The organism is Sphingobacterium yanglingense (assembly GCF_004363245.1).
GTDB lineage: Bacteria > Bacteroidota > Bacteroidia > Sphingobacteriales > Sphingobacteriaceae > Sphingobacterium > Sphingobacterium yanglingense.
In genome coordinates this window covers 215133-237302 of record NZ_SNYV01000019.1, presented here as the reverse complement: position 1 = coordinate 237302, position 22170 = coordinate 215133, and the positions used below count along the sequence as shown (strand labels likewise).

Genomic DNA, 22170 nt, shown 5'->3' with positions numbered 1-22170 from the left:
TCTAAAAAGCGGACTTGATAATAAATCACCAAGCCCTCTAACACAACACATTTTATACTAAAAGTTATCTTAAATTATTGTACGTTGCCTTCACAATAACATTTCCCTGTTTATCATAAGCCTCAAAATCCATTTTCACATTATTTCCTGTTCGGACAACATCTTTACAGACTAGGTAATGTAAATTATAAGCATTTATAAAGTAATTCATATAGGTAAGATTGGTCGTACACCCATACTGTGGATAGAAACTAATGGTATTATTTGCTACAACTGGAGAGACGTCATAAATATCTCCGGCATAAGGGAATTCCATGAAAAAATAATATGGAGTTTTAAATCCTCCTGTGCCTATATTCTGACGCGTACTAAATGGAAACACACTTTGCATATTGACCATGTACATATCAGGAACAGTATTAAATTCTGTTTCGAAGCTTTTCTTTTCACCTGAATTCTTCACGTATTCAATTTCCATTTTTGCTCGTACACCTTCCACGTTAGTCCTAAACTTGGCAGAAGACATATCAAAGTAGATCTCATCATCAGCCCACTTCCAATCTTTGGGCCGTTTAAACATTTTATAAACTACCCCGCCTTCTGGTTTATACACTGCACCGCTACGATATCCTCTTATAGCCACCGTATCGGCCGATACACTTACCACATTATATATATGATCCGTAATATCCGAGGCCTGCGCTCCAACACGGTACAGTGTCGACATAATAGACCCTGTGGTAAAAATTAACTGCGGAGCCCCCGTTCCATTGGCTATCCGAAAATACGATTCTGTATCAGCAGTCTCTCCATAGACTGTTTTTACAAAAACTCTATTCTTCAGCGTATCAAACTTCAATACAACAGGTGTATACACCTGAGAATTCAACCCTGTTTTAACCATCATCACCCAGCCTTCCGGCGCTGAAGCCAGTGTAGACTTTAATTCTTCTGCAATTTTATCCATCCGCCCTGGATGCTCCTCAAAGTAGGTATTTGTGATATTGTCTTTCTCACAGCTATAGAATACAGTAGCTATAAGACCTAGAACTAAAAATTTTATAATCTCTTTCATATTACTTATGCTAACTCTATTAATAATTCACTTTTCTTGCCACCGAATCGAGCACCACCTGCAGTTCATGCAGATCTACCCCCATATCCAGATAACGTTGGTGCAGCATTTTATATTTGGTTTCGAGAGCTGCACTTTTACTTTTTTCGATCTCCGCTTTATGTGCTGCCTTGGGCAGTCTTAACATATACTCCACTGTCGTAGCAAAATCCTCTTCGGGCGCATATCCTCCATACCCCGTCCAAAAGCCATCAGCTCTAGCCTCTTGGGTAGTTACATAAGCATATCCTGGTATCCCGTAATATCTTCCCTGAGAAACGCGATCGAATCGCTCACTTCGTCCGTATTTATGATCTATCTGATGAGCATGCTCATGATAAAGCGTGACGATATGATCCCATAGCCAATTTTTATTCAGCGAAAAGTTATTCACCCCTCCCATACCTAGCCGATAATACTGTCCATTCATACCGGCTCCTGCTGCACCAGCCGTCGTTGTAGGATCATTAAAATGTACAAATCCACCTGCCAATATGAATTCGATTGGAGTCTGCTCCTTAAAGAACTTTGGATACAGTTCTTTAATAGGTTTCAGCCACATTTTATCCAACATCACCCGGGTATAGGGCAACGCCTTATCATATTGAGGCGGCATAAAGAAAGTAGTACCCTCTATAATACGAGGTGTATATTCATAGATTATCTCTACTCCATACGCCTTTTGAATCGAATCACATAAATAATCGAGTTCATTCCATTGAGATTTTGGTTTGACCTGTTTTTTTGAAAAGTAATCAACCGTTTCATCGATCTCACCCAATGGATAATTGTCCTTTTTACAGCCTACAAAGGCAAGAACCAATGCTATTAAAAAAATATTTACTCTCATATTCATATTATCTAGGGTTTAACTGATCGTCCAACAACGGGTTGCCTACACGTGCTTGTAAAGGAATCTGTATTGCTGTCCTTTTATCATTTGGTTTTAATATCACAGCGGTCTTTCCATCTGTGCGGTTCATCCGATGTTCCACCTCAATTCCTAACCGCTTGATATCATACCAACGATATCCCTGTCCCAATAGTTCTAATCTTCTCTCCTTTATCAGTGTAGTTAATGCATTTTCTACATTTGTCGGCGTTGGTAATGTCCTGTAGTTAGTCGCAGAAAACCGTTCCTTACGGATAGCTTCTACATCCGACATCGCTTTTGCTATATCTGGATTTGCTTTACGCAGATTTGCCTCAGCACGATTCAGCAATACCTCCTCCATCGTAAAACAATCATACCTCACCTGTAGTGCATTCGGATTATTCGGTTGGTTACCATACTTTACCGGAAGAGCCACACTATCAATTACCGTCCCTCCGGCACTAAAATGATCTTTACGATAATCCGTAGCCGGTGTTGTGTAAAAAAGGTCATGCGCGATGTAAAATCCTCCCAAACGATAACCAAAAGGACGGCACAAAAAAGTCGATGTCACCTGATTGACCAACAACAAATTGGGGTGTATAGTTGGATTCATAATCTCCTGCGCCCAGTATTGTTCAGTCGTATTTATCTTCCGTGCTACATCCTCAGCCATCTTACGTACTGTTACCCCTTTTTCTTCCACCACGAGATCCGCATACTTTGCTGCTTCTTCCCACTTACCTTTATATAGGTTTATTCTCGACATAAAAGCATGCACACTGGTTATATTAAAGCGATATGGACTACGTGACACGAATGACACCCCTTTCTTCATCAAAGCCAGCCCTTCCTCTACATCTTTATCAATCTGCTCATACACCTCCTTTACAGACGCCCTGTTGTACAGTCCTCTATTTTCTTTTGGAACCTCTATTATCAACGGCACCCCGAGGTTTGTCGCATTATTCGCTTCATTATAGTGCATACTGAATAGGTTTACCAATGAAAAATAGCCGTATGCTCTTAATATCAATGCTTCTCCTAGCAGTGCATTCTTATGTAGTTCATCACCGTCAGCGCTTGCTAGCGACTCGATAATTAGATTAGCTTCGTATATCTTTTTATAATAATGCGAATAGGCATGTGTTGGTGTCGCTGTTGTTACTGCATCCGAAAACTCATCTTCCCAGCGGAATAATGGCAGATAGGTCGGTCCATTATTGGCCTGCATTGTGGTAGCATAATGATGCAAGTTATCCGTCATGATTTCGGCAAATAGATCTGCCCGCATGGGATAAGCATTCGTCACCAAAAGCTCAATATCAGCGACGTCATTGAGTTCGACCCGATTATCATAAGGCGCATCGAGAAATTTCTCACAGGAACTCAACATGCCTAGCGCTATTACAAATAGTATAATTATATTAAAATTTTTCATGTACTTTCCTCCTAAAATCCAAAAATTAAACGCATTGTATACGATCTCGGATTAGGCAATGCCGTACCACCGCTCAGGTATAAATCCGGATCTACTCCTCTTAACTTACCACTTGTCCAGTAATAAATATTATTTGCCGAAAGCATCACCCGGGCATTCTTTACAAATGGGTACTGCCTTTTTAACACCCCTCCAAGATCATAAGCCAATAGGATTTCACTGATCCGCAGATTACTTGCATCTACCGCCCGAAAATCAGATCTATTGTACGCCTGTTCATCCCCAAACCCTACTGATTCCAGGTATTTCCGCTGTATGGTACTTAGCAATCCAGGTATATTCGTATAATTCTCATCACCTATTGTCTGCCATCTATAATTCAGGTCACCTGATTTCGATCCAGAGTCATTATACGTCTGTTGCGCAATTGGCGTAGTAAACACCTTATGTCCATAGGAATAAGTCAGGAATACGCGGAGTTCGATTCCTTTATATTGGAAAGAGTTAGCGATCGACCCTGTACCTGTCGGCTGCCGTGTCCCTAAATAAGAAATCAACGATCTATCCCTTGATGACTTCATGATTCCATTTTCTGGGCCATTTTCACCGTTAAACATTGGTCTACCTTCCTTATTCAACCCTGCAAAATTATACCCGTATAGCCCTTCCTTAGGATATCCTGTCAATGGGTAGCCCAATGGGTTTGTGATCTCTCCCAGCATCGCTGATTGCAATTCGCCATCAATAAGCTTATTCTTTACATAGCCGTAGATTAGGTTGACATCCCACTTGAATTCCTGTTTATTTAGGACATTATTATAGCCCAGCGTTAGATCGATCCCTTTGTTGGTCATCGATCCAAAGTTGATCCGTTTGGATGTAAAACCATCTTCCTGCGCAATGTTAAACGGCACTACCAGATCCTTATTCTTTCTTGTATAGTATTCTGCTGCTAGCGTCAAGCGATTTAACAGAGAAATATCCAGTCCAAAGTTGGTCGTATAGTCCTTCTCCCAAGCCAGGTTATGCAATTCCGGTGCGAGTATGCTGATTCCTTTTGCATTATTTGACGGGTCCAATCTTGGCAAGTTAAAAATTGATGCATCCAGCATTGGTGATGTTTCAAAACTATTTCCGCGCAACGCATGACTTACCCGAAACTTCAAGTAGTCAATCGTTCTGTTCGTATTGATCTTCTCAAAAAACGGCTCTCTGTCTATATTCCAGGCAAATCCCAAGCCGTAGTTAGGCAAGAATTTACTTCTTTGCATACGTCCAAACATATTACTACCATCCTGACGGCCCGAGACATCAAAATTATAGCGGTTTTTGAATGTGTATTGTAGGTTTGCATAGAAACCGACGTTTCTCCTATCCTGAAAATGCTCTACATACGTTGGATCGTCCTTGTTAATCGCATAGATCATGGCCATCTTTGAGGGAGATGCTATTCTTCCACCATAGTACATATAGCCGTAAGCTTTTGAGTACACCCTATCCACATAGGTCTTTTCAATCTCCGACCCTACCAAAAAGTCAATTTTATGATCACCGATTTCTTGATTATAGGCTAGCTGATTACGTACACTCCAAAAGGACTGGGTATTATTCCATAAATACCGAAATCCTCCCTCCGAGAGGATGGTCTCCTTATAGCCAAATGGGTCATTCGGATCTCTATACAACAGCGCGTTCTGATCCCGTAATACATCATTATAATCTACCCTGTAGGCATTTGCCATATTCGAGCGTTCGGTTACGATATGACTTATCTGATTTACATTCTTGCGGACAGCAAATGTTCCGCTATAGGTAATGTTTTTCGTAATTTTATAGGTTGGCTTTACGATAGCCCGTATTTCCTGCGCTTTAATATCATTAAAATTCTCGTTAAGCTCTTCCACAATATTAAAAGGTGCCAGGTTCTCTAGATAATATCGGTACGATCCATCCGGATTATAAGGATATTTCGCCCGGCTCGTATTCATAGCATAGAGAAACGGGTTTATCTCAAACTCCCGTGTTACTTCAAAAAAATTGCTGGTTGCTAATGCTTTAGACTCATTTGTACCTGGAGTAGACTGACTCCGCGAACTCCAATTCAGATTAATATCCAAATCCAGCTTAGAGGTCACATTTAGCGTAGTACGCATATCTGCTGTATATCTTTTCGTCCCAAATCCGACAGCCTGCCCATTATCGTCAGCCATACTCCCTGATACATAGTAGGTATGCTTATCACTTCCTCCCGAAAAAGATAGATTATGCTCCTGCACTAGATTATTACGGAACAGCACATCAAACCAGTCTGTATTTGCTCTGGCCGATCTATTAAGCTCTGCATAAGCTCCATCCAGATCAATATTCCTTAATGCCAGTTGTCTATAGGTTTCTGTAAAAGCACCCGTAAAAGTTGGCCAATTGGCATTTGATAAATACCCACGATCATACATCTCCTTATAGAGCTGCATTTCCTGTCCCGAATTCATTAAGTTAAATTCTCCAACATTAGGTTTCAGTCCTACGGAAAGCGCTGTACTTAGATTCACATTTTTACTGTTATACGAGCCCTTCTTAGTAGTAATCGAAATCACCCCATTAGCCGCACGTGTACCATACAATGCCGTCGCTGCACCATCTTTTAGTATCTGTATATCTTCTATATCCTGTGCATTCAATCCGGCTATTGCTGATCCTAATACCGAAGCCGGGTCACCACTATATAATTGATTCACCGCTACATTAGACGGCGAAGTAATCACCACACCATTTATAACATATAGCGGTTCCTGATTGGCCGAGATAGAGGAGTTACCCCTGATCCGGATTTTGGGTGTAGCTCCAAACGTACCCGAAGTATTCTGCACGGACACCCCTGCAGCAGCCCCCTGTAACATCCTGGACACATCAATTGCTCCTGACCGGTCTATATTTTTCTTGTCCACAGCACTCACTGAGCCAGTGAACTTCTCTTTATTGATCCGTTGAAAGCCTGTTACAACAACTTCATCAATGTCCTTATCGTCCAGCAACATAGTCACGACCACCCCTTCCGTAGCAGTTTTGGTGACCATTTTATGCCCTATCAACGAAAACCGCAACGTAACGCCCTTATTTACAGCAATTGTAAATCTTCCTTCGGCATCTGTATTCGTCGCTTTACTTCCATCAGCCGCAGCCACAGTAACACCAGCAATTCCTTTCCCATTCACATCGACCACCTTTCCCTTTATCTCCTGTTGGATTACCTCCTCATCTCTCAATGAGGCCGGATTTACTGTAATTATACGGTCCGAAATAATATAGTTGAACGGCTGATCGGCAAATATCTCGTCGAGCACCTTTCTTATTTCCATTTTATTTGCCTCGATCGTTACCGGTTTGGCGTTGTTAAAATGGCTCGAGTTCATCAAAAAGCTATAGCCCGTCTGCTTCTGAATTTCATTCAGAGCCGTTTGTAGCCGTTGTTTTTTGAGATGAAGTGTCACCTGTTGTCCAAAACTGCTAGCAGAGGCCTGGATACAAAACAAGAACACAAGTATTGTAGTTAATTTCATTGCTAAAAGTGTAGGATAACTTAGAGCGAACATGATCCTTTGCCTATCCTCAGATTCATAGGCGGACACCATCACTTTTCGTCTTTTCATAATTGTGATTTAAGCACATCTATAAGGAGTTATACATACATTCCTTATATTTGTACTGGTTAAAAAAATTTGTAATTAGTCATTCAACGTTTTTAAACCGTCTACTGGGGGTGCTGGAACACCTCCAGTTCTGTTTTTTTACTACCTCGCTGCTGCGCGTCTTACAAGAACCCTCCTTTCTTTAATTTCAAATTTATAATTGCTGTTTATCTCTATAACTTTTAATAGTTCAGACAATTTCACATTTCTGGATACCGTCCCCGACAACTGCAAATCGTCCAGACCCTGATCAAAAAACACCATCTGTACGTCATACCAGTTCTCTACCTCGCGTAGTATCTCTTTAAAAGAACTATTATCAAATACAAACTTTTCGTTCTTCCAGGCCACAGAACTGGCCGTATGGACATCTGTAATCTCCACCTCATCTGCCACCAATGCCTGTTGTCCAGGCTTCAGGAAATAATCTTTACCTTCTGCCACAATCTTTACCCTTCCTTCTATCAATGTGGTCTTCGCATATTTCTCTCGGGATATCAAGTTGAACGAAGTTCCCAATACCTCGATAATCTGTTTTTGGGAATGCACCCTAAATGGTCTATCCTTGTCCGGTTGCACCTCAAAAAAAGCCTCTCCTTCGACAAATACATCCCGTTTATCCGATTTAAAACTAGTCGGATATCGTATAGAAGAAGCCGCATTTAGCTTGACCAGTGTACCATCATCTAATTTTATCTTCGTAAAGCCTCCCTTCGGTGTATGTATTGTCAGGTAGCTTGGTATATCTTCTGTACCCGTACTATCCTTGTAGATAATCTGTCCATCTTCATCCTTATAGACATTCAATCCATTTTTACTGTATATCAGACCCACCTCTGTCGAATCCACCCGGATAGTTTCACCCGTACCCAGAGTGATCAATGCCACAGGTTCTGCCGGGTCAATATCCCTAGTTTCGATTACCATAAGATCCTCCTCCTTCGGCAGCCATCTCCACTGGTATAGCCCCCATCCCATAGCAACACAGAGACAAGCTGCTACTGCGATCTTAGACACACGTTTCCACACAGGTTGTGCACGGTACTCCTTCAGTTCCTTTACTTTATCCCGTTCGAATAACTCATCTCTGATTCTGTCCAAGCGATACGATATTTCCTCTTCCGGAATTTCTGCTGTATACAAGTCCGGAGTTTCGATACCATTCAAGAGCATCGCTACCTCATCGTCCGACAGGTAATCCAACATAACCATCAGCTCTTCCCTTTCTACCGTATTCAATCCATCTGAAAGGTGTTTTTCCAATAAATCTTTTATTTTTTGGTTTATCATATAAGCTTCTTTTTGGCCAGTCTTTATAATGTATACGCACGAGATCTATAAACTCACTATCCCGATCAGAAAAAAATATATTTTTTTAAAAGGATAAATTCGACTAAATTCACAAGAGTATTATTCTGCTAACCATTACGATGTACAAACACACTATAGACAACGCCACATGCATTGCTTTTATCAGCGGTGATAAAAAAGCGTTCGAGTCTATATACTGTGCTTTTTCTAAATCCCTGTATCGTCGTATTCTTTATCTCATCAAGAATCCCGATGATGCCGATGAGATCCTACATAATATCTTTATCAAGATCTGGACTGGGCGGGAGCATATAGACCCTGATAACAACCTCTACGCTTATTTTATGCAAGCGGCCAACAGTATGGCTATTGACCAACTCCGCAAAAATTTACGGACTCAGGTCGTACACGACAATATCTCACTATTCGGTGAAGGGCGTACCGCCCTATCCGTTGAAGACAGCTACATCGGCAAAGAAGATTGGAAGATTCTAGAATCTGCCATTGAGCAACTACCTCCACAACGGCGACTGATCTTTAAACTCTGTAAAATTGAAGGTAAAAGTTACAAGGAGGTCAGCGAGTCCCTTTCCATTTCTCCTGCCACCATCAGTAACCAACTCGTGTTGGCGATGAAATTTTTGCGCCAGTTCGTAAAGCAGCATCACAAAGAAATCCTTTTATACTGTCTCCTTTTCGACTATATTGGACGCAGATAGTATAAGTCCACCTACCGAGGCTCAACTCAAGAATAGCCATTACGTTAAAAAAAGGTGAATTTTCTCTCAAGAACGCCCCCGGGACAATCACTACGACCGGTCAGCACATCGTCATGACGACCGCGACTACTGGAAGTAGAGAGATAGTAGAGATTACAATCAGCATTACCCGAAGAAAAAGAAATCATTCCTATCCGATTTCTTCGATTTTGATTAAGGGATCATTACAACCCAACAACACTAAAAAAGCACCTCTCTATCCGAGAAGTGCTTTTTTTATAAAACCTAAAGTCACTTTTCTTGTTAATACTTAAAGAAGTCCGTATCTTAAAGAAAAGGCATCTACTATATAATTTTACGGTCATTTATGTATTTCAATTTATCAAACAACCTTTAATATTTTAATTATGCAACATTCATTTTTCAAAACCATTAAAAACTCGGTCAAACACTGGTATATACCTTTAATCATCGGTATACTCCTTATCCTATTGGGCTTCTATACCATCAGTACTCCTGTCGCCTCCTTCTTGGCACTTACCATCCTTTTTTCTTGGTCTTTTATTATTTCGGGGTTATTAGAGATTGTCTTTGCCGTCCAGAACAAGGATGAAATCGAGGGTTGGGGTTGGTATCTTGCTGGCGGTATACTATATACTCTTTTTGGGGCATTATTATTCGCCAATCCTGCCATGTCTGCTATGACACTCACTTTCGTGATCGGCTTTTATATTATGTTCCGTTCTATACAATTGATGGCATTTTCGTTTGACCTTAAACAGTATGGTAGCAAAAACTGGGGCTGGATTACCGTGTGGGCAGTCTTAGGATTAATATTCAGCTTTATCCTACTATGGAATCCAGCTTTTGCAGGCCTTTCCTTAGTCATATGGGTCGCACTAGCTATTATATCCATTGGCTTTTCAGCCTGTTTCCTTGCTTTTCAGCTTAAGGGAATCAAGAACAAAACAGCCGACATGTCCGAAGAATGGAAACAGAAATTCCAGCACCTCAAGGACGAATTCTATCAGCAGCGTAAAGGATAACAATACTTTCAAGCAAAAAGGTCAGCAAGTACATCACTTGTTGACCTTTTTTATTCTATTATCCTTATAAAACCAAAACCCCATCCCTCTTCACAAAGTAATCTACCGGCCAGGTATAATCATCATTTGGGGCATGCTCTATACCATGATCTGCAAATACCAGGAGCTCTGCCCCTTCCTCCATAGCCTGAAAAGCCGTACCATATCCTACCGGCACATGTAATACTTCTCCTTCCTCCTCCCTCAAGATCCTACGTTCTACAGGTAATGTTGCCGAGGCGTTATCCCAGTCATCAATCTTCACCAGATCCAGTACAAACGAACCCGAGAGTACATAAAACCAGCGCTGCTCGATCCGATGGGCACGCCATCCGCGTACCAGCTCTACATCTGCGTTTCTTATACTGTAAAACCGTTTGACCTGCGTCATATCAAATTCATTGACAAAACGGATTGATCCCCGATGGTCGGAGGCTATTCCCCCTTTAATAGTATCTATCATTAATTATACAAGCTATAATATGAAGTCCAAAACATTTACACAACTTACTTTTTCAAAACGTGGCAAGGATTTTGCTCATGACGACATAGTTCTATCTTTTAACTTAACATGTCAAAACTAAATTATTTCTTTCAGAACCTCCCTAACGAAGCGCGAGTATTTACAATAGCCTTTAGTCTTTTTATTGTAGCTGCCGCTATGATGATTTCGACATACTGGCTAGAACCTTAATAAGCCACACTTCATTCTAACCCTCCAGCCCTGAAGAAATTACCTCAGACTTATCCAGCGCTTCATAAATCGAGTTCTGCGATTTAAATTCCGGCACAATCTCTTTCAATAGACCTACCAATTGCATTTGCTCTGACTCCATACAATGATCCGATTCCAAGAGTTTGCACAAGCCAATGATCAGGTTTCTCCTAGACTCCATATCCGATTGGTTGACCTCTGCAATCAATATCTTCGGATGATGCGTCTTTTTCGTGTTTTCATCATTCGCCAAAAGCTCTTCAAATATTTTTTCTCCTGGTCTCAACCCTACGATCTTGATGTCAACATCCTGTGGATAGCGTAGTCCTTTCAGTTTGATCATACGCTTGGCCAGATCTATGATTTTCACCGATTTGCCCATATCAAAAACAAAGATCTCTCCGCCTCCCCCCATTACTGCGGCCTCCTGTACGAGTAGACTAGCCTCCGGTATGGTCATAAAGTACCTCGTGATATCCGGGTGCGTTAGGGTCAAAGGTCCTCCCTTTTCCAGCTGCTTTTCAAAAAGCGGTATTACCGACCCATTTGATCCCAATACATTTCCAAACCTCGTAATAATAAAATTTGTATCCCCAATATTATTGCAAGAACTTACATATATCTCCGCAGCACGTTTCGTTGTGCCCATAATGTTTGTTGGGTTCACAGCTTTATCGGTCGATACCATTACAAACTTGTACGCTTTATATTCCACTGCCAGATCCGCTACAATACGGCTGCCATATAGATTAGTCCACAACGCATCGTAAGGATTGCTCTCCATCAATGGTACATGTTTATAAGCTGCCGCATGAAAAATATACTCGGGATGGTACGTATCAAATATCTTCCGCATATAACGCTTGTCCCGCACGTTGCCCACTACAAATCGGGTTTTCTCTGGATTTTTTAAGCGTATCGTATGCTGAAGATCATAGAGAGCTGATTCTGCCTGATCCAGGAGAATCAACATAGCATAATCCTGGAGAGCAATCTGTCTCGCCAACTCAGACCCTATGGATCCCGCAGCACCCGTGATCAGAATCACCCGTCCCTTCAGCTCTTTTTCTACAACAGGATTCTCCAGTTTTATAGGAGGTCTTCCTAATAAATCATCAATTTTCAACGCGCGTATCTCCCGCTTCTTGCCCTCCTGCCACAGTTTTCTTCCCGGTGGCATGATCTTAAGCTCCACATGCAGTGCATGAAAATGGTCCAACACACTGGCCATGCGCTCCGGATTATTGTCCTCCACCGCAATGATTACCTCTTCGATATTATGGTCACTGATGTAAGTCTCATCGACCTGTCTTATGTCGAGGACCTTAATTCCGGCCATCAGCCGACCTATACGGCTCGACTTATCTTCCACAAAAGCTAACACCTTTACCTTCGAACGTTTATCATCTCTTAGCAGCGAGTAGGCCACGAGAGCCGGACGCGAAGCGCCAAATATTAAAGCATATTTTACCTTACGGTGTGGCAGGAACAGCTTTTCGTAAATGTTACGGTAACATACCCGAGCAGCTACCATAGCTACCATCGTGAGGAAACCATGCATAAAGATCACACTGTAGGATAGGCGTAGATAATCTCCCCATACCGTTCCTTTAGCAACAAAATTACGGATCACAATAGTCGGTATAGCCAATAATAGACAAGCCAAGCCTACCACTTTGAATATATGTACCGCATCCGATATCCCCGTTTGCCGGATTATTCCCTTGTAGCTCTGTAAACACCAGAAGGTCAACGTATATACAGATACAATCAGAATAGACTTCTGTAGCATCAGATCGACCGAAAAGATACCTCTAAAACTATTGATCAACACATTGGACAATAAGTAACAGGTATATACTATGGCGACATCAATCATTAAGACCACCCAGCGCGGATTATCCTTCCGCAATCGTTTTTTTAACTCTCCTAGCCAACTATTGACTTTTATCGACAACTTATCCAATTCTTTTTGCAATTATATAAAAATAGGAAAAATACGCCGTATTCCTCCTACAAAATCGAGCTTGCAAAATCCATGCCGCTTTTAATTGAAACGACTATAAATAAACTAACCGACAGAAACTATCGATTTATTGGGAAGATGCCCCAAGAGCGAAGCATTCTGTATATTACAGGTTTTTAGCAAGTCCCGCACCGGATACTTGGTCACAACATCCTGAAGAGCAGCGAGATGCTTCTCGTGATGCGTATCTGTACCTACAAAGTCGTACATACCAGACTTGATCATCGTCAGCGCCGCTACTTTCACTTCGGTACCATAATACCGACTGATAGACAAGAGATTAAGCTGCAATAAGCAACCTGTATCCTTGATCTGCTTATACATATCAAAGTTGTAATGGTAATAATTATAACGCTCGGGGTGCGCTAGAATAGGTTTATAACCTAGTTTTTGGATATCGGCTATCGTCTGAAACAGTGCCTTGGATTCCGAAAGGTAAGACATTTCTATCAACACGTAGCCACCTGGCATCACACACAAGTTATCTTTTTCGATCAGTTTATCCAATCCCTCATCGATCATATGCTCCGCAGCAGCATAAACTTCCACCTTAGCATCCGTATTTCGTAGTTGCTTATTTAAATCGTCGTATGCACCAGCGATAGTAGATTTGGTATTAGGATGTACACCATCCATGATATGCGGTGTACATATAAATTTTTCAAAACCCAGTGCATGTAACCCTTTAATCAATGCCAAAGATTGCTCCACCGACTGACTACCATCATCTATCCCCGGTAGTAAATGATTGTGCATATCTACCTCTAAAAACGCTAGTTTTCCCAGCGTTCTTACCTTTGCTTCACCTTGTGATCTGCCAAATAACTTCGAAAAAAAACCCATTATCCCCTATTAAAATAAGTTTATGATTATCTAATTAAACGTAACTACTCTCTACTTCGCTACATAGATAGTTGTCTTACTTAATATCGATTTGGTAGAATAGCCTAGACTATATTGATGTTAAGCAAGCTAATATTGTATGCAATATACGTAATAATAAATTAACATTCAATCTGATTTGTATAATATTTATTACAACTATAAAAAACAAACTCAAAAACCAGGCCTTTTATGGCTATATACATAAAAAAACATCATTATTCTGTGCAGAATAATGATGTTTTAGCCAGTAGTAGTATCTAGGCTATCCTTTTATACTCAATCCGAAAGATGTTACTTCCTTTGTAACAATTTCTTGATTTTCCCTTTTATACGCTCACGTAGCGATTTATTTCCCATATCACCATAACCATAACCATAACCGTATCCGTAACCATAGCCCTTAGCAAAGTCCACATCATTAACCACAACGGCCATATTCTTCAGTTTACCTTCCTCATACAGCTCCTTAGGCACATTGAGCAAGCGTTTGTCCAGATAATTGGCACGGGATACATACACCGTAAGATCGGCATTGTGCGCGATCAATAAGGTATCTGTTACTAAGCTAACCGGAGCCGTATCGACGATCACATAGTCATAATGTTCCTTCCCATATTTGATCACATCATCAAAATGCCCATTCATCAATAGCTCTGCTGGATTAGGTGCAATATAGCCCGAGTAGATAATATCAAAGCGGTAACCTTCTGGGGTTTTGAGAATAATATTATCAATATCCATATCCGGATTGATTAGGTACTGCGTAATTCCCACATTAGTATGTTGTAGATGTGACAATCCTAGATAATCCAATACCTTAGGAGACCGGATATCGGCACCGATCAACAGCACCTTCTTGCCCGACATAGATAGAATACGAGCCAAATTGGTCGACACGAAAGACTTGCCTTCGCCAGAAGTGGTTGAGGTTACAAAGATCACCGCCGAATCCTTCTTGGCTCCCAACATAAAGGAGATATTAGTCCGCAATATACGGAAGGCCTCCGCTAGTGAAGAGCGATCATTATCCCGTACCACAGGATCCTCCGAGGTCGGCATCTCTCCCAAGATCGGTGCTGCCAACACTGCCTCTATATCCTTACGGGATTGAATCTTGTTGTCTAATAAGAACCTAAGATATAAGATTCCAAATGGAACTAAAAACCCCACAATCAACGCCCCCAAAAGAACAATAGATTTCTTAGGCGCTACAGGAATATCTGAGCCATAAGCCGCATCTATAATCTTTAAGTTTGCTGGCGTAGCCGAAGCCTTTATCTCTGTTTCTTCCCGCTTCTGCAACAAGAATAGATAGAGCTGCTCCACGATCTGCTGCTGGCGGGAGATATCTTTAAATCCCCGCTCCTGGTTAGGCAATTGCCCCAGTTTCCCTTCAAACTTGTTTTTCTGTGTCTGCAATGCATTTACATTCGACTGCAATACCTTTCTATAATTCTGCAGCGAGAGCTCTAGGCTTTTATTCAATTCGTCAACATTCCGGGTTATATTCTGTACTACCGGATTGTCAGATGTTGCGGACTTGAGGAGATCTTCCCTTTCCAATACCAACGCATTATAGTTTTTAATCGTTGCTTCGATAGAAGGATCTGCAAGCCCCATATTCGAGGGTAATAATGCGCGCTTACTCTCCTCAGCAGTGGATCGCATCATATCCGCCAGACGCAGCTGCGTCTGGTACTCAATCAGTTTACGTTCATTTTCCGTAGCATTCTGCATATAGAGCTGTGCTTCAGACCCCATATCTACTAGATTATTGCGATCTTTATAATCTGCCACCTTCGAATCGGCTGTAGCTAGATCCTTGGATATCAGCTCCAATCGAGAGTTTATAAAATTAGACGTCGCTCTCGTCAGTTGCATTTTATCCGCAGTTATATCTGTATTGTACTGCTCGATCAGACTGTTTAGGATCATTTCTGCCTTCGCCTTATGCGTGTGGCTCATGGAGAAGTTCACAATGAAAGACTGCTTATCCTTATTCGGCAAAACACTGATATCTTTTAGTAAATCATCCACGGTCTTATCAATCGGCTCATAATGTATCTGATACGTGCCATACGCCTTATTCGACACATTTGGTGATAGCAAAGCCTGCCCGAGTGAAGTCGATATTTTCTGTCCCAGCGTATATTGACGTGTACCTTCATCATCATCTTTCCAGCTCGCAGAGCCGCCCTCAACATGTGTAAATGTGAATGAGTAAGAAGAGGAATCAAGTTTTGGATTATTGTTATCTACCCATGTCAGTCGTACCGGCGATTCTGCCTCTAATAATTCAGTCGATTTCACATTACCTTTACTAGCATAAGTGACATTTAACCTATTGATTTCAACCACCTTACGTAGTATTCGTCTAGATTTAATCACATCAATCTGGTCTGTCACAAAGGCAGATCCGCTTCCCATTCCTGTTAACGAAGACAGCTCTGATAAGGCGACCAATTCTCCTCCTTGCTGTTTTTCATCCTGTAAGAGGATTTTTGAGTTCACATTATATATGGGCTGCGAATAACGCAGATAGACAAAAGACGCTATTAAACATAGAACTATAGATACTATAAACCATTTCCAGTAAAAAGCATACTGCTCAAACAGCTGCTTCAGGTTGATTTCTGGCTCTTCTGTTTCTATCTTTCTATAATTATTTGAAGTAGGTTGGTTCATGCTTATTTTTTCGAATTGGTCACCACCAAAGTTATAATAGTAATCATTAGGCTCGTGATAGATATCCACACGCTGGTATCCTGTCCAAAGCGGGAGTTCCGCACCTGCGAATTGTTCGGTTCTACATAGATTACATCATTCTGTGCCAGGTAATAGTAGGGCGAATTCAATACCGAATCGGACAATAGATTTAAGCGTTGCATCTGTTTCTCGCCATTCTGCTCTCGTATCAACAGCACATTATTCCGCTGTCCTTTTATCGTCATATCTCCAGCTAGCCCAAGCGCCTCCAATACCGTAACCCTTTCTTGCTTCATCGTATAGGTGCCAGGAGTACGCACCTCTCCAAGTACAGTCACCTTAAAGTTCGCAAAGGTCAAATTGACCCCAGGGTCTACAATATATTGCTTCAAGCGCTCCCTTATTCTGTCTGTAGCTTCCAACCTAGACAAACCACCTACTTTAACCTTGCCCAATACGGGAAAATCAATCTCTCCATTAGCATCAACCAAATAGGTCGGCTTAAATGCAAGATCACTAGCAGCAGCAGCCTGCATCTGATAAGCATTCTGCTGGTTGAAAGGCTGTGTTGCTTTGATATCTGCCGACGATATGGTGATCGTCAAAAGGTCTTCCTGCTGTATTCTCGGTGTATGCTTGGTATACAGGTTTTCAAGTTCTACAGAAGAAGGTTGTAGATAGATAATCTCCTTGCGCGAGGCGCAAGAGACCAAGACAAGAAGCAACAGTACAGCGAAGTAAAATTTATTCATATTAAATAATCGTCTTTTAAAAGAAATTGGCTTGTCCCAATTCAACAGCATGGCATTCCCAATAATTCAAAGCTTACAAACAAAAATCAAACCATATCAGCACAAACCAACCACAAAAGTAAAATATTAATAGTAATAATAAAACACAAATGCAAATTCCCTTAAACCTTAGCCATATTTGGGTTTACATTAACATATTTCTTAATCAAATATCCCTTCCCTAATAGATATAGCACTGACATTCCAAACAACAAACCAATCGCAAAAACTACCTGTCCATTTAAACTCTCTTGTGCCATTCGAATTACCAATAGCCCAATCAAAAGCTGAACAATGCCATACAACAACGAAACCACCAATTTATTGATTCCCGCTTCATTGCCCAAGTATTGATACAGGTGAGACCGATGCGCTTCGAAAATATTCTCTCGTTTCACTAGCCTTCGAACAATAGTCCACACTGCATCTATCCCATATACAGACAAGAATAATATATAAATTAGACTTTGCGTTTTAATAATCAAAGCCACCAGTGCAAAAAGCAGAATAAAAGCAATCGCTACCGAGCCTACATCACCTGCAAAACACTTTGCTTTTGTACGGAAATTAAAAAAAGTAAAAACCAGTACCGATAGCAAGGTATAGATCAACAAATTGGAATCGATAAAATTTACAGATTGGTTAACCCAAAGTAACAAACCTCCCACAGCCAGACTATAACAAGCCGTAATTCCATTAATCCCATCCATAAAGTTATAGGCGTTGATGACACCTACTACAACCACAAAGGCTATCAAGAGTATATACCAAGGCATAGCAAACAGATGCAGTTCATAAGCCATCAGCAATACTGAGGTAAAATGCACCAAGAGGCGAATCTTGTTCGATAGTGTCATCACATCATCCGCAAAACTCACCACCGTCATCAATGTCAATCCCAGAAAAAACCAAGGATATTGAAATCCCGATAACACGAAAAAAGCCAACGCGCCGAAGTAAAATATAATACCACCACCCCGCAATGTAATCGTCGTATGCGAAGAGCGCTCATTCGGCTTATCGATAATGTTAAACCTATCCGCTGCCTTAAAATAAGCCAGCTCTAAAATAAATAATGAAATAAATACAACTAAATAAACCATCTTTAACGCTTTAACTTCTTAACTTTTTCCCCATTTACCTTTTCCTTTGTTACTCCGTCACTCTATCACTCATTACTATGTCATCCTATCACTCGTCATTCACTTCTTTCACTAAATGACTTAATCGTCTTCTCCAATCCCTCTTTTGCTGTCAACGGCAACTTCTCTATTCCCAACCCTTGCTTAATTTTCTCGTTAGAGACCAACAAATCACTGGTCATTTTCCTAAGACGTGGTGTATTTAATGGAATAGGTACCTTATCTCCAACTTTTGCGATAGCTTTAACCAGGAGTTTCGGTAGTGCTAGAGTTGGCACACGCTTTCCGCTTACCTTCTTTATTATCTCTATAATATCTTTGGTAGAAACAGCGTCGTCATCGGCTATATGATAAATTCCTGTATCCAATTTATCTTGATGCAGTATAATTTGCTCGATAAAGTAACAAAAATTGTCCATAGAGATAAAGGACCGGCTATTATTGAAAGAAGTCAACGGGTAGGGAATCCCCTTAGAAATTAGCTTATAAAGTAGGCCTAAATTCCCCTTATCACCGGATCCATGTACCATAGGAGGGCGTAGGATTATTATTTTTTTGTCGGCCGAAAACTTCTGTTTCATTAACCATATCTCTGCTGCCCGCTTGGATAGTCCGTACCAAGAATTAGGGTGACATTCGTCAGCTTCTGTCAGTGGCTTGGATGACTCAAACTCTTCTAATGCTGCCAACGAACTCACATGAATCAGAAGTGTCGCAGATGATTCTTTAAAAACATGGAAAACTTCCTTAGTAAGTTCTAAGTTGATGTAGTAATAATCCTGTTCGGTAGCTGTTCCTCGGTGATCGTGGGCTTTGCCTACAAGATTGACCAACACATCACAGTTGTTTGCTAAGATTTTCCAGTCTTTCTCCCTTAAAGAGATACACTTTGCTTCATGTAGGCTGTTTAGCAAATTTTGACCGATAAAGCCAGAGGACCCACTAATACCTATCATGATGGACTTTCATTAATACGTCTAACATTTTGTTGGCCAGATAATACTTATCAAAGTGCTGTTTTGCAACATCCAACGCCCGTACTCCCATCGCCTCAGTCTCAACCGAATTATCTTTCATCTGTATAAGCATCTGCGCCAATTGTTTCGGATCACTAGGATCCAAAGTATAACCCACGGCATGTTCCCAAAGAAATTCTTTCATCCAGCCCTGTGTATTCTGAATGATAGGAACCCCAGCGGCCAACGATTCGAAAAATTTATTTGGAGAAGAGGTATCCAGCACCGGAGTACCTTTGAGTGGAACTAAGGAAACAAAAGCATTTTGAACATAGGCCACCAATTCTTCTTTCGACATAAGACCCAAGCGGATAAAGTTGGTCACATTTTCTTTAATTGCTAACGCCTCCAATTCCTCCCGCTGCTGCCCCTCCCCAATCAGCACGATCTTGATATCTTCACGGCCTAAGACCTGTAATTCTTTGGCGGCATTATACAGCCAATAGGAATTGTTCACCATACCGATATTTCCCGTATATATCGCATAGCTTTTCGGTGTAAGGATTGGGGTCAAAAATTCTTTCTTCGTAGAAAATAACTCAATATTCGCAGCATTGGTTACATCAGTTATATTTTCGATCCTAAATCTGCGTTTGATATTTTCTGTCATACCTGGTGAAAGCGTGACGATGTATGACGATGCCCTGTAACATACTTTTTCAAACCAATATGCGATACGCTGAACAATGGGGCTCTTTATAATCCCCAACTCAATAGCACCCTCGGGCCATAGATCCCGGGTTTCGAATACAAGTCTTCTGCCACGTATGTAACGTGCTATTAATCCAGGAATACCGATCGTTATCGGACCAGAAGATGCAATGACCACATCTGCTGGCAGCTTGACGGCATAGTAAGAACACAGTATACTATACTGAAAAAAAGACCATATCCTTTTTAAAAAAATTTGCTTATTGTCAATCGTAACATTTAACACTTTGACATGTATACCTTCAAAACACTGATTTTCAATAAGATTCGTCGCTTTCAAATCAGATTTGCTATATACACTCGTTACCACTGTGACTTCATGCCCATCTTTCACCCATTCTTTGGCAAATTCATAAACTCTAGTTCCCCAAGAGCCTTTGGGAGTAGAGAAGTACTGATAAAAGTATACAATTTTCAAAATAGTCTAAATTTTAATCCACTATATGTTATACACTACTAGTAGCTACTTTATTATTTTACCATTAAAATAATTACCTCTCGCATTTTGAGAAACATTATTAGATTTAACGGATATAACTTGTTTACTTTTAAAAAATCTATTGTTGGAAATAACTCCTTCATAGTTCATCCCGGAAAAAACAATTCCAATATTATCTACATAGAAATTGTTATCGTTTATATCTCCTTTTACCAAATTATTAGCAACAATACCATTACCTTGGGATTTAATATCATTATTTCTCATCAAAATATCACTTGAAAACTTTTTGTTACCCTGCTCCCCAATAACAAAAGCACTATAATTAGTATTTATACCATTTATATTATTTCCGATAATATTTAAATCATGAGCGCCTCCTTCGACATATAGAAAATCTCCTTTTATAATGTTCTTAGCCACGTTATTAACAATAAAAACTTTTGTTGCCTCTTGAATCTTAATAAGATAATCAACATCATTATCTGTAAAAGTATTATTTTCGATTCGCAAATTATAAGAATTCGCTTGATCATCGGAACCTATAGCATATACCTTAGATTTTGGTCTATTTATAATCGATTTAAAAGTATTGCTTTTAATTACGATGTTATTACAATTTTGATCAGCACCAGTTTTATATCTTGTCATCCATATATGACCAACTCCACCAATAAAAGAGTTATTTTCAATTCTAAAATTAGAGTTGCCAAGAATTTTAAATGACAGTTCATACCCCGTTAAATATTCATTTTGTACACTTCCATAAACAGTGTTATTTTCAAAAACGTGATCTTGTCCGGATTCAGAATATTTTGGATTTCTTGCATAATATAAGGCATGTCTATAAATCGTATTTTCAAATACATTGCCGGTAGTACTCGTATTACTTGACGATTGATATACTATACCGTAGCCACCGGCTTTAGCCTTTGGAACGAACGTCATATTTCGAAAAATATTATCATCACATTTTATGTTCTTATTCAATCGATTGAACAAAATGCCTCCAGTAAAACCATCTAGTATACAATTACTAATCACTATATTCTCAACAAAATCTCTTACGTTTATTCCATAAGCGACCATCTGATCTGTTGTATTGCTTTTTATGTTCAGATTTACAATTGTAATGTTTTTTAAATTTGGTGATACATGTATTCCTAAATCGCAATTGCCATCTCCTTTTAGTTCTTTACTACAATTTTTTGTTGAAAAACTCAGTATACAATTAACATCTCCCTTAATAATAATATTATTACTTTTCACGACCAGTTTATTTGATAGGAGATAAGTCCCTTCTGGAAAAAACACAGTTCCTCCTTTTTCGTCAAAAGAATTTAATATATTCTGGATAGCTCGAGTGTCATCAGAAATCCCGTTCCCTTTTGCCCCAACCTCTTTCACATTAATGATCACCTCCTGGACATTAGCCTGTACATTAATATGTAAAAAAAAGCCAATTAAAATTAGCCATTTTTTAATATTAAATCCTTGATTATTTTTCAT

Annotated in this window: 16 protein-coding genes; 2 read left to right on the top strand and 14 right to left on the bottom strand. The window is 40.2% G+C overall.

The features are described 5' to 3' along the window. Positions 1-64: 64 nt before the first annotated feature. The 5 genes from CLV99_RS22110 to CLV99_RS22090 all read right to left on the bottom strand — a co-directional run bounded on the left by CLV99_RS22110 (position 65) and on the right by CLV99_RS22090 (position 8405). Complete coding sequence (locus CLV99_RS22110; RefSeq protein WP_133586691.1) at positions 65-1075, bottom strand: DUF4302 domain-containing protein; 1011 nt, start codon at positions 1073-1075, stop codon at positions 65-67. 19 nt (positions 1076-1094) lie between these two features. Continuing rightward, entirely contained in the window at positions 1095-1970 is an 876-nt protein-coding gene (locus CLV99_RS22105; RefSeq protein WP_133586690.1) for a substrate import-associated zinc metallohydrolase lipoprotein, read from the bottom strand. 1 nt (position 1971) lies between these two features. Continuing rightward, entirely contained in the window at positions 1972-3429 is a 1458-nt protein-coding gene (locus CLV99_RS22100) for a RagB/SusD family nutrient uptake outer membrane protein (protein WP_133586689.1), read from the bottom strand. Positions 3430-3440: 11 nt separating this feature from the next. After that, positions 3441-7076 (bottom strand): SusC/RagA family TonB-linked outer membrane protein, encoded by a 3636-nt coding sequence (locus tag CLV99_RS22095; protein ID WP_133586688.1) that lies wholly within the window; start codon positions 7074-7076, stop codon positions 3441-3443. Between the two features lie 141 nt (positions 7077-7217). Continuing rightward, positions 7218-8405, bottom strand: coding sequence for a FecR family protein (locus CLV99_RS22090; RefSeq protein WP_133586687.1), 1188 nt, complete (start codon positions 8403-8405; stop codon positions 7218-7220). A gap of 140 nt (positions 8406-8545) precedes the next feature. Between CLV99_RS22090 and CLV99_RS22085 the strand changes: the two genes are divergently transcribed. Next, positions 8546-9145: an RNA polymerase sigma factor gene (locus tag CLV99_RS22085; RefSeq protein ID WP_133586686.1), complete on the top strand. Its 600-nt coding sequence runs from the start codon at positions 8546-8548 to the stop codon at positions 9143-9145. A gap of 407 nt (positions 9146-9552) precedes the next feature. After that, on the top strand, positions 9553-10191 hold the full coding sequence (locus CLV99_RS22080; RefSeq protein WP_133586685.1) for an HdeD family acid-resistance protein: 639 nt from the start codon (positions 9553-9555) through the stop codon (positions 10189-10191). Positions 10192-10255: 64 nt separating this feature from the next. Here the strand turns inward: CLV99_RS22080 and CLV99_RS22075 are convergent, their stop codons facing one another. The 9 genes from CLV99_RS22075 to CLV99_RS22035 all read right to left on the bottom strand — a co-directional run bounded on the left by CLV99_RS22075 (position 10256) and on the right by CLV99_RS22035 (position 22170). Next, on the bottom strand, positions 10256-10693 hold the full coding sequence (locus tag CLV99_RS22075) for a WxcM-like domain-containing protein (protein WP_133586684.1): 438 nt from the start codon (positions 10691-10693) through the stop codon (positions 10256-10258). A 247-nt stretch (positions 10694-10940) separates the two neighbouring features. Then, positions 10941-12923: a polysaccharide biosynthesis protein gene (locus tag CLV99_RS22070; protein WP_246032835.1), complete on the bottom strand. Its 1983-nt coding sequence runs from the start codon at positions 12921-12923 to the stop codon at positions 10941-10943. 93 nt (positions 12924-13016) lie between these two features. After that, entirely contained in the window at positions 13017-13814 is a 798-nt protein-coding gene (locus CLV99_RS22065; RefSeq protein WP_246032834.1) for a tyrosine-protein phosphatase, read from the bottom strand. A gap of 333 nt (positions 13815-14147) precedes the next feature. Further along, positions 14148-16610, bottom strand: a complete 2463-nt coding sequence (locus CLV99_RS22060) for a GumC family protein (protein WP_246032833.1) — start codon at positions 16608-16610, stop codon at positions 14148-14150. Next, complete coding sequence (locus CLV99_RS22055) at positions 16544-17314, bottom strand: polysaccharide biosynthesis/export family protein (protein ID WP_246032832.1); 771 nt, start codon at positions 17312-17314, stop codon at positions 16544-16546. Before CLV99_RS22055 ends, CLV99_RS22060 begins: the two co-directional genes overlap by 67 nt. A gap of 161 nt (positions 17315-17475) precedes the next feature. Continuing rightward, the gene (locus CLV99_RS22050; protein WP_133586682.1) at positions 17476-18456 is read right to left on the bottom strand and encodes an MraY family glycosyltransferase; all 981 of its coding nucleotides are present in this window, start codon (positions 18454-18456) and stop codon (positions 17476-17478) included. Positions 18457-18551: 95 nt separating this feature from the next. Further along, entirely contained in the window at positions 18552-19451 is a 900-nt protein-coding gene (locus CLV99_RS22045) for an NAD-dependent epimerase/dehydratase family protein (protein WP_133586681.1), read from the bottom strand. Next, positions 19438-20640, bottom strand: coding sequence for a glycosyltransferase family 4 protein (locus CLV99_RS22040; RefSeq protein WP_133586680.1), 1203 nt, complete (start codon positions 20638-20640; stop codon positions 19438-19440). The genes CLV99_RS22045 and CLV99_RS22040 overlap by 14 nt, the downstream gene beginning before the upstream one ends. A 45-nt stretch (positions 20641-20685) precedes the next feature. Beyond that, entirely contained in the window at positions 20686-22170 is a 1485-nt protein-coding gene (locus tag CLV99_RS22035) for a glycosyl hydrolase family 28-related protein (RefSeq protein ID WP_162850190.1), read from the bottom strand.

Bases quoted from the DNA above. Each gene is read 5' to 3' on its own strand.
- CLV99_RS22110 (WP_133586691.1), bottom strand. From the start codon at position 1,075: ATGAAAGAGATTATAAAATTTTTAGTTCTAGGTCTTATAGCTACTGTA.
- CLV99_RS22105 (WP_133586690.1), bottom strand. From the start codon at position 1,970: ATGAATATGAGAGTAAATATTTTTTTAATAGCATTGGTTCTTGCCTTT.
- CLV99_RS22100 (WP_133586689.1), bottom strand. From the start codon at position 3,429: ATGAAAAATTTTAATATAATTATACTATTTGTAATAGCGCTAGGCATG.
- CLV99_RS22095 (WP_133586688.1), bottom strand. From the start codon at position 7,076: ATGAAAAGACGAAAAGTGATGGTGTCCGCCTATGAATCTGAGGATAGG.
- CLV99_RS22090 (WP_133586687.1), bottom strand. From the start codon at position 8,405: ATGATAAACCAAAAAATAAAAGATTTATTGGAAAAACACCTTTCAGAT.
- CLV99_RS22085 (WP_133586686.1), top strand. From the start codon at position 8,546: ATGTACAAACACACTATAGACAACGCCACATGCATTGCTTTTATCAGC.
- CLV99_RS22080 (WP_133586685.1), top strand. From the start codon at position 9,553: ATGCAACATTCATTTTTCAAAACCATTAAAAACTCGGTCAAACACTGG.
- CLV99_RS22075 (WP_133586684.1), bottom strand. From the start codon at position 10,693: ATGATAGATACTATTAAAGGGGGAATAGCCTCCGACCATCGGGGATCA.
- CLV99_RS22065 (WP_246032834.1), bottom strand. From the start codon at position 13,814: ATGGGTTTTTTTTCGAAGTTATTTGGCAGATCACAAGGTGAAGCAAAG.
- CLV99_RS22055 (WP_246032832.1), bottom strand. From the start codon at position 17,314: ATGAATAAATTTTACTTCGCTGTACTGTTGCTTCTTGTCTTGGTCTCT.
- CLV99_RS22050 (WP_133586682.1), bottom strand. From the start codon at position 18,456: ATGGTTTATTTAGTTGTATTTATTTCATTATTTATTTTAGAGCTGGCT.
- CLV99_RS22045 (WP_133586681.1), bottom strand. From the start codon at position 19,451: ATGATAGGTATTAGTGGGTCCTCTGGCTTTATCGGTCAAAATTTGCTA.
- CLV99_RS22035 (WP_162850190.1), bottom strand. From the start codon at position 22,170: ATGAAAAATAATCAAGGATTTAATATTAAAAAATGGCTAATTTTAATT.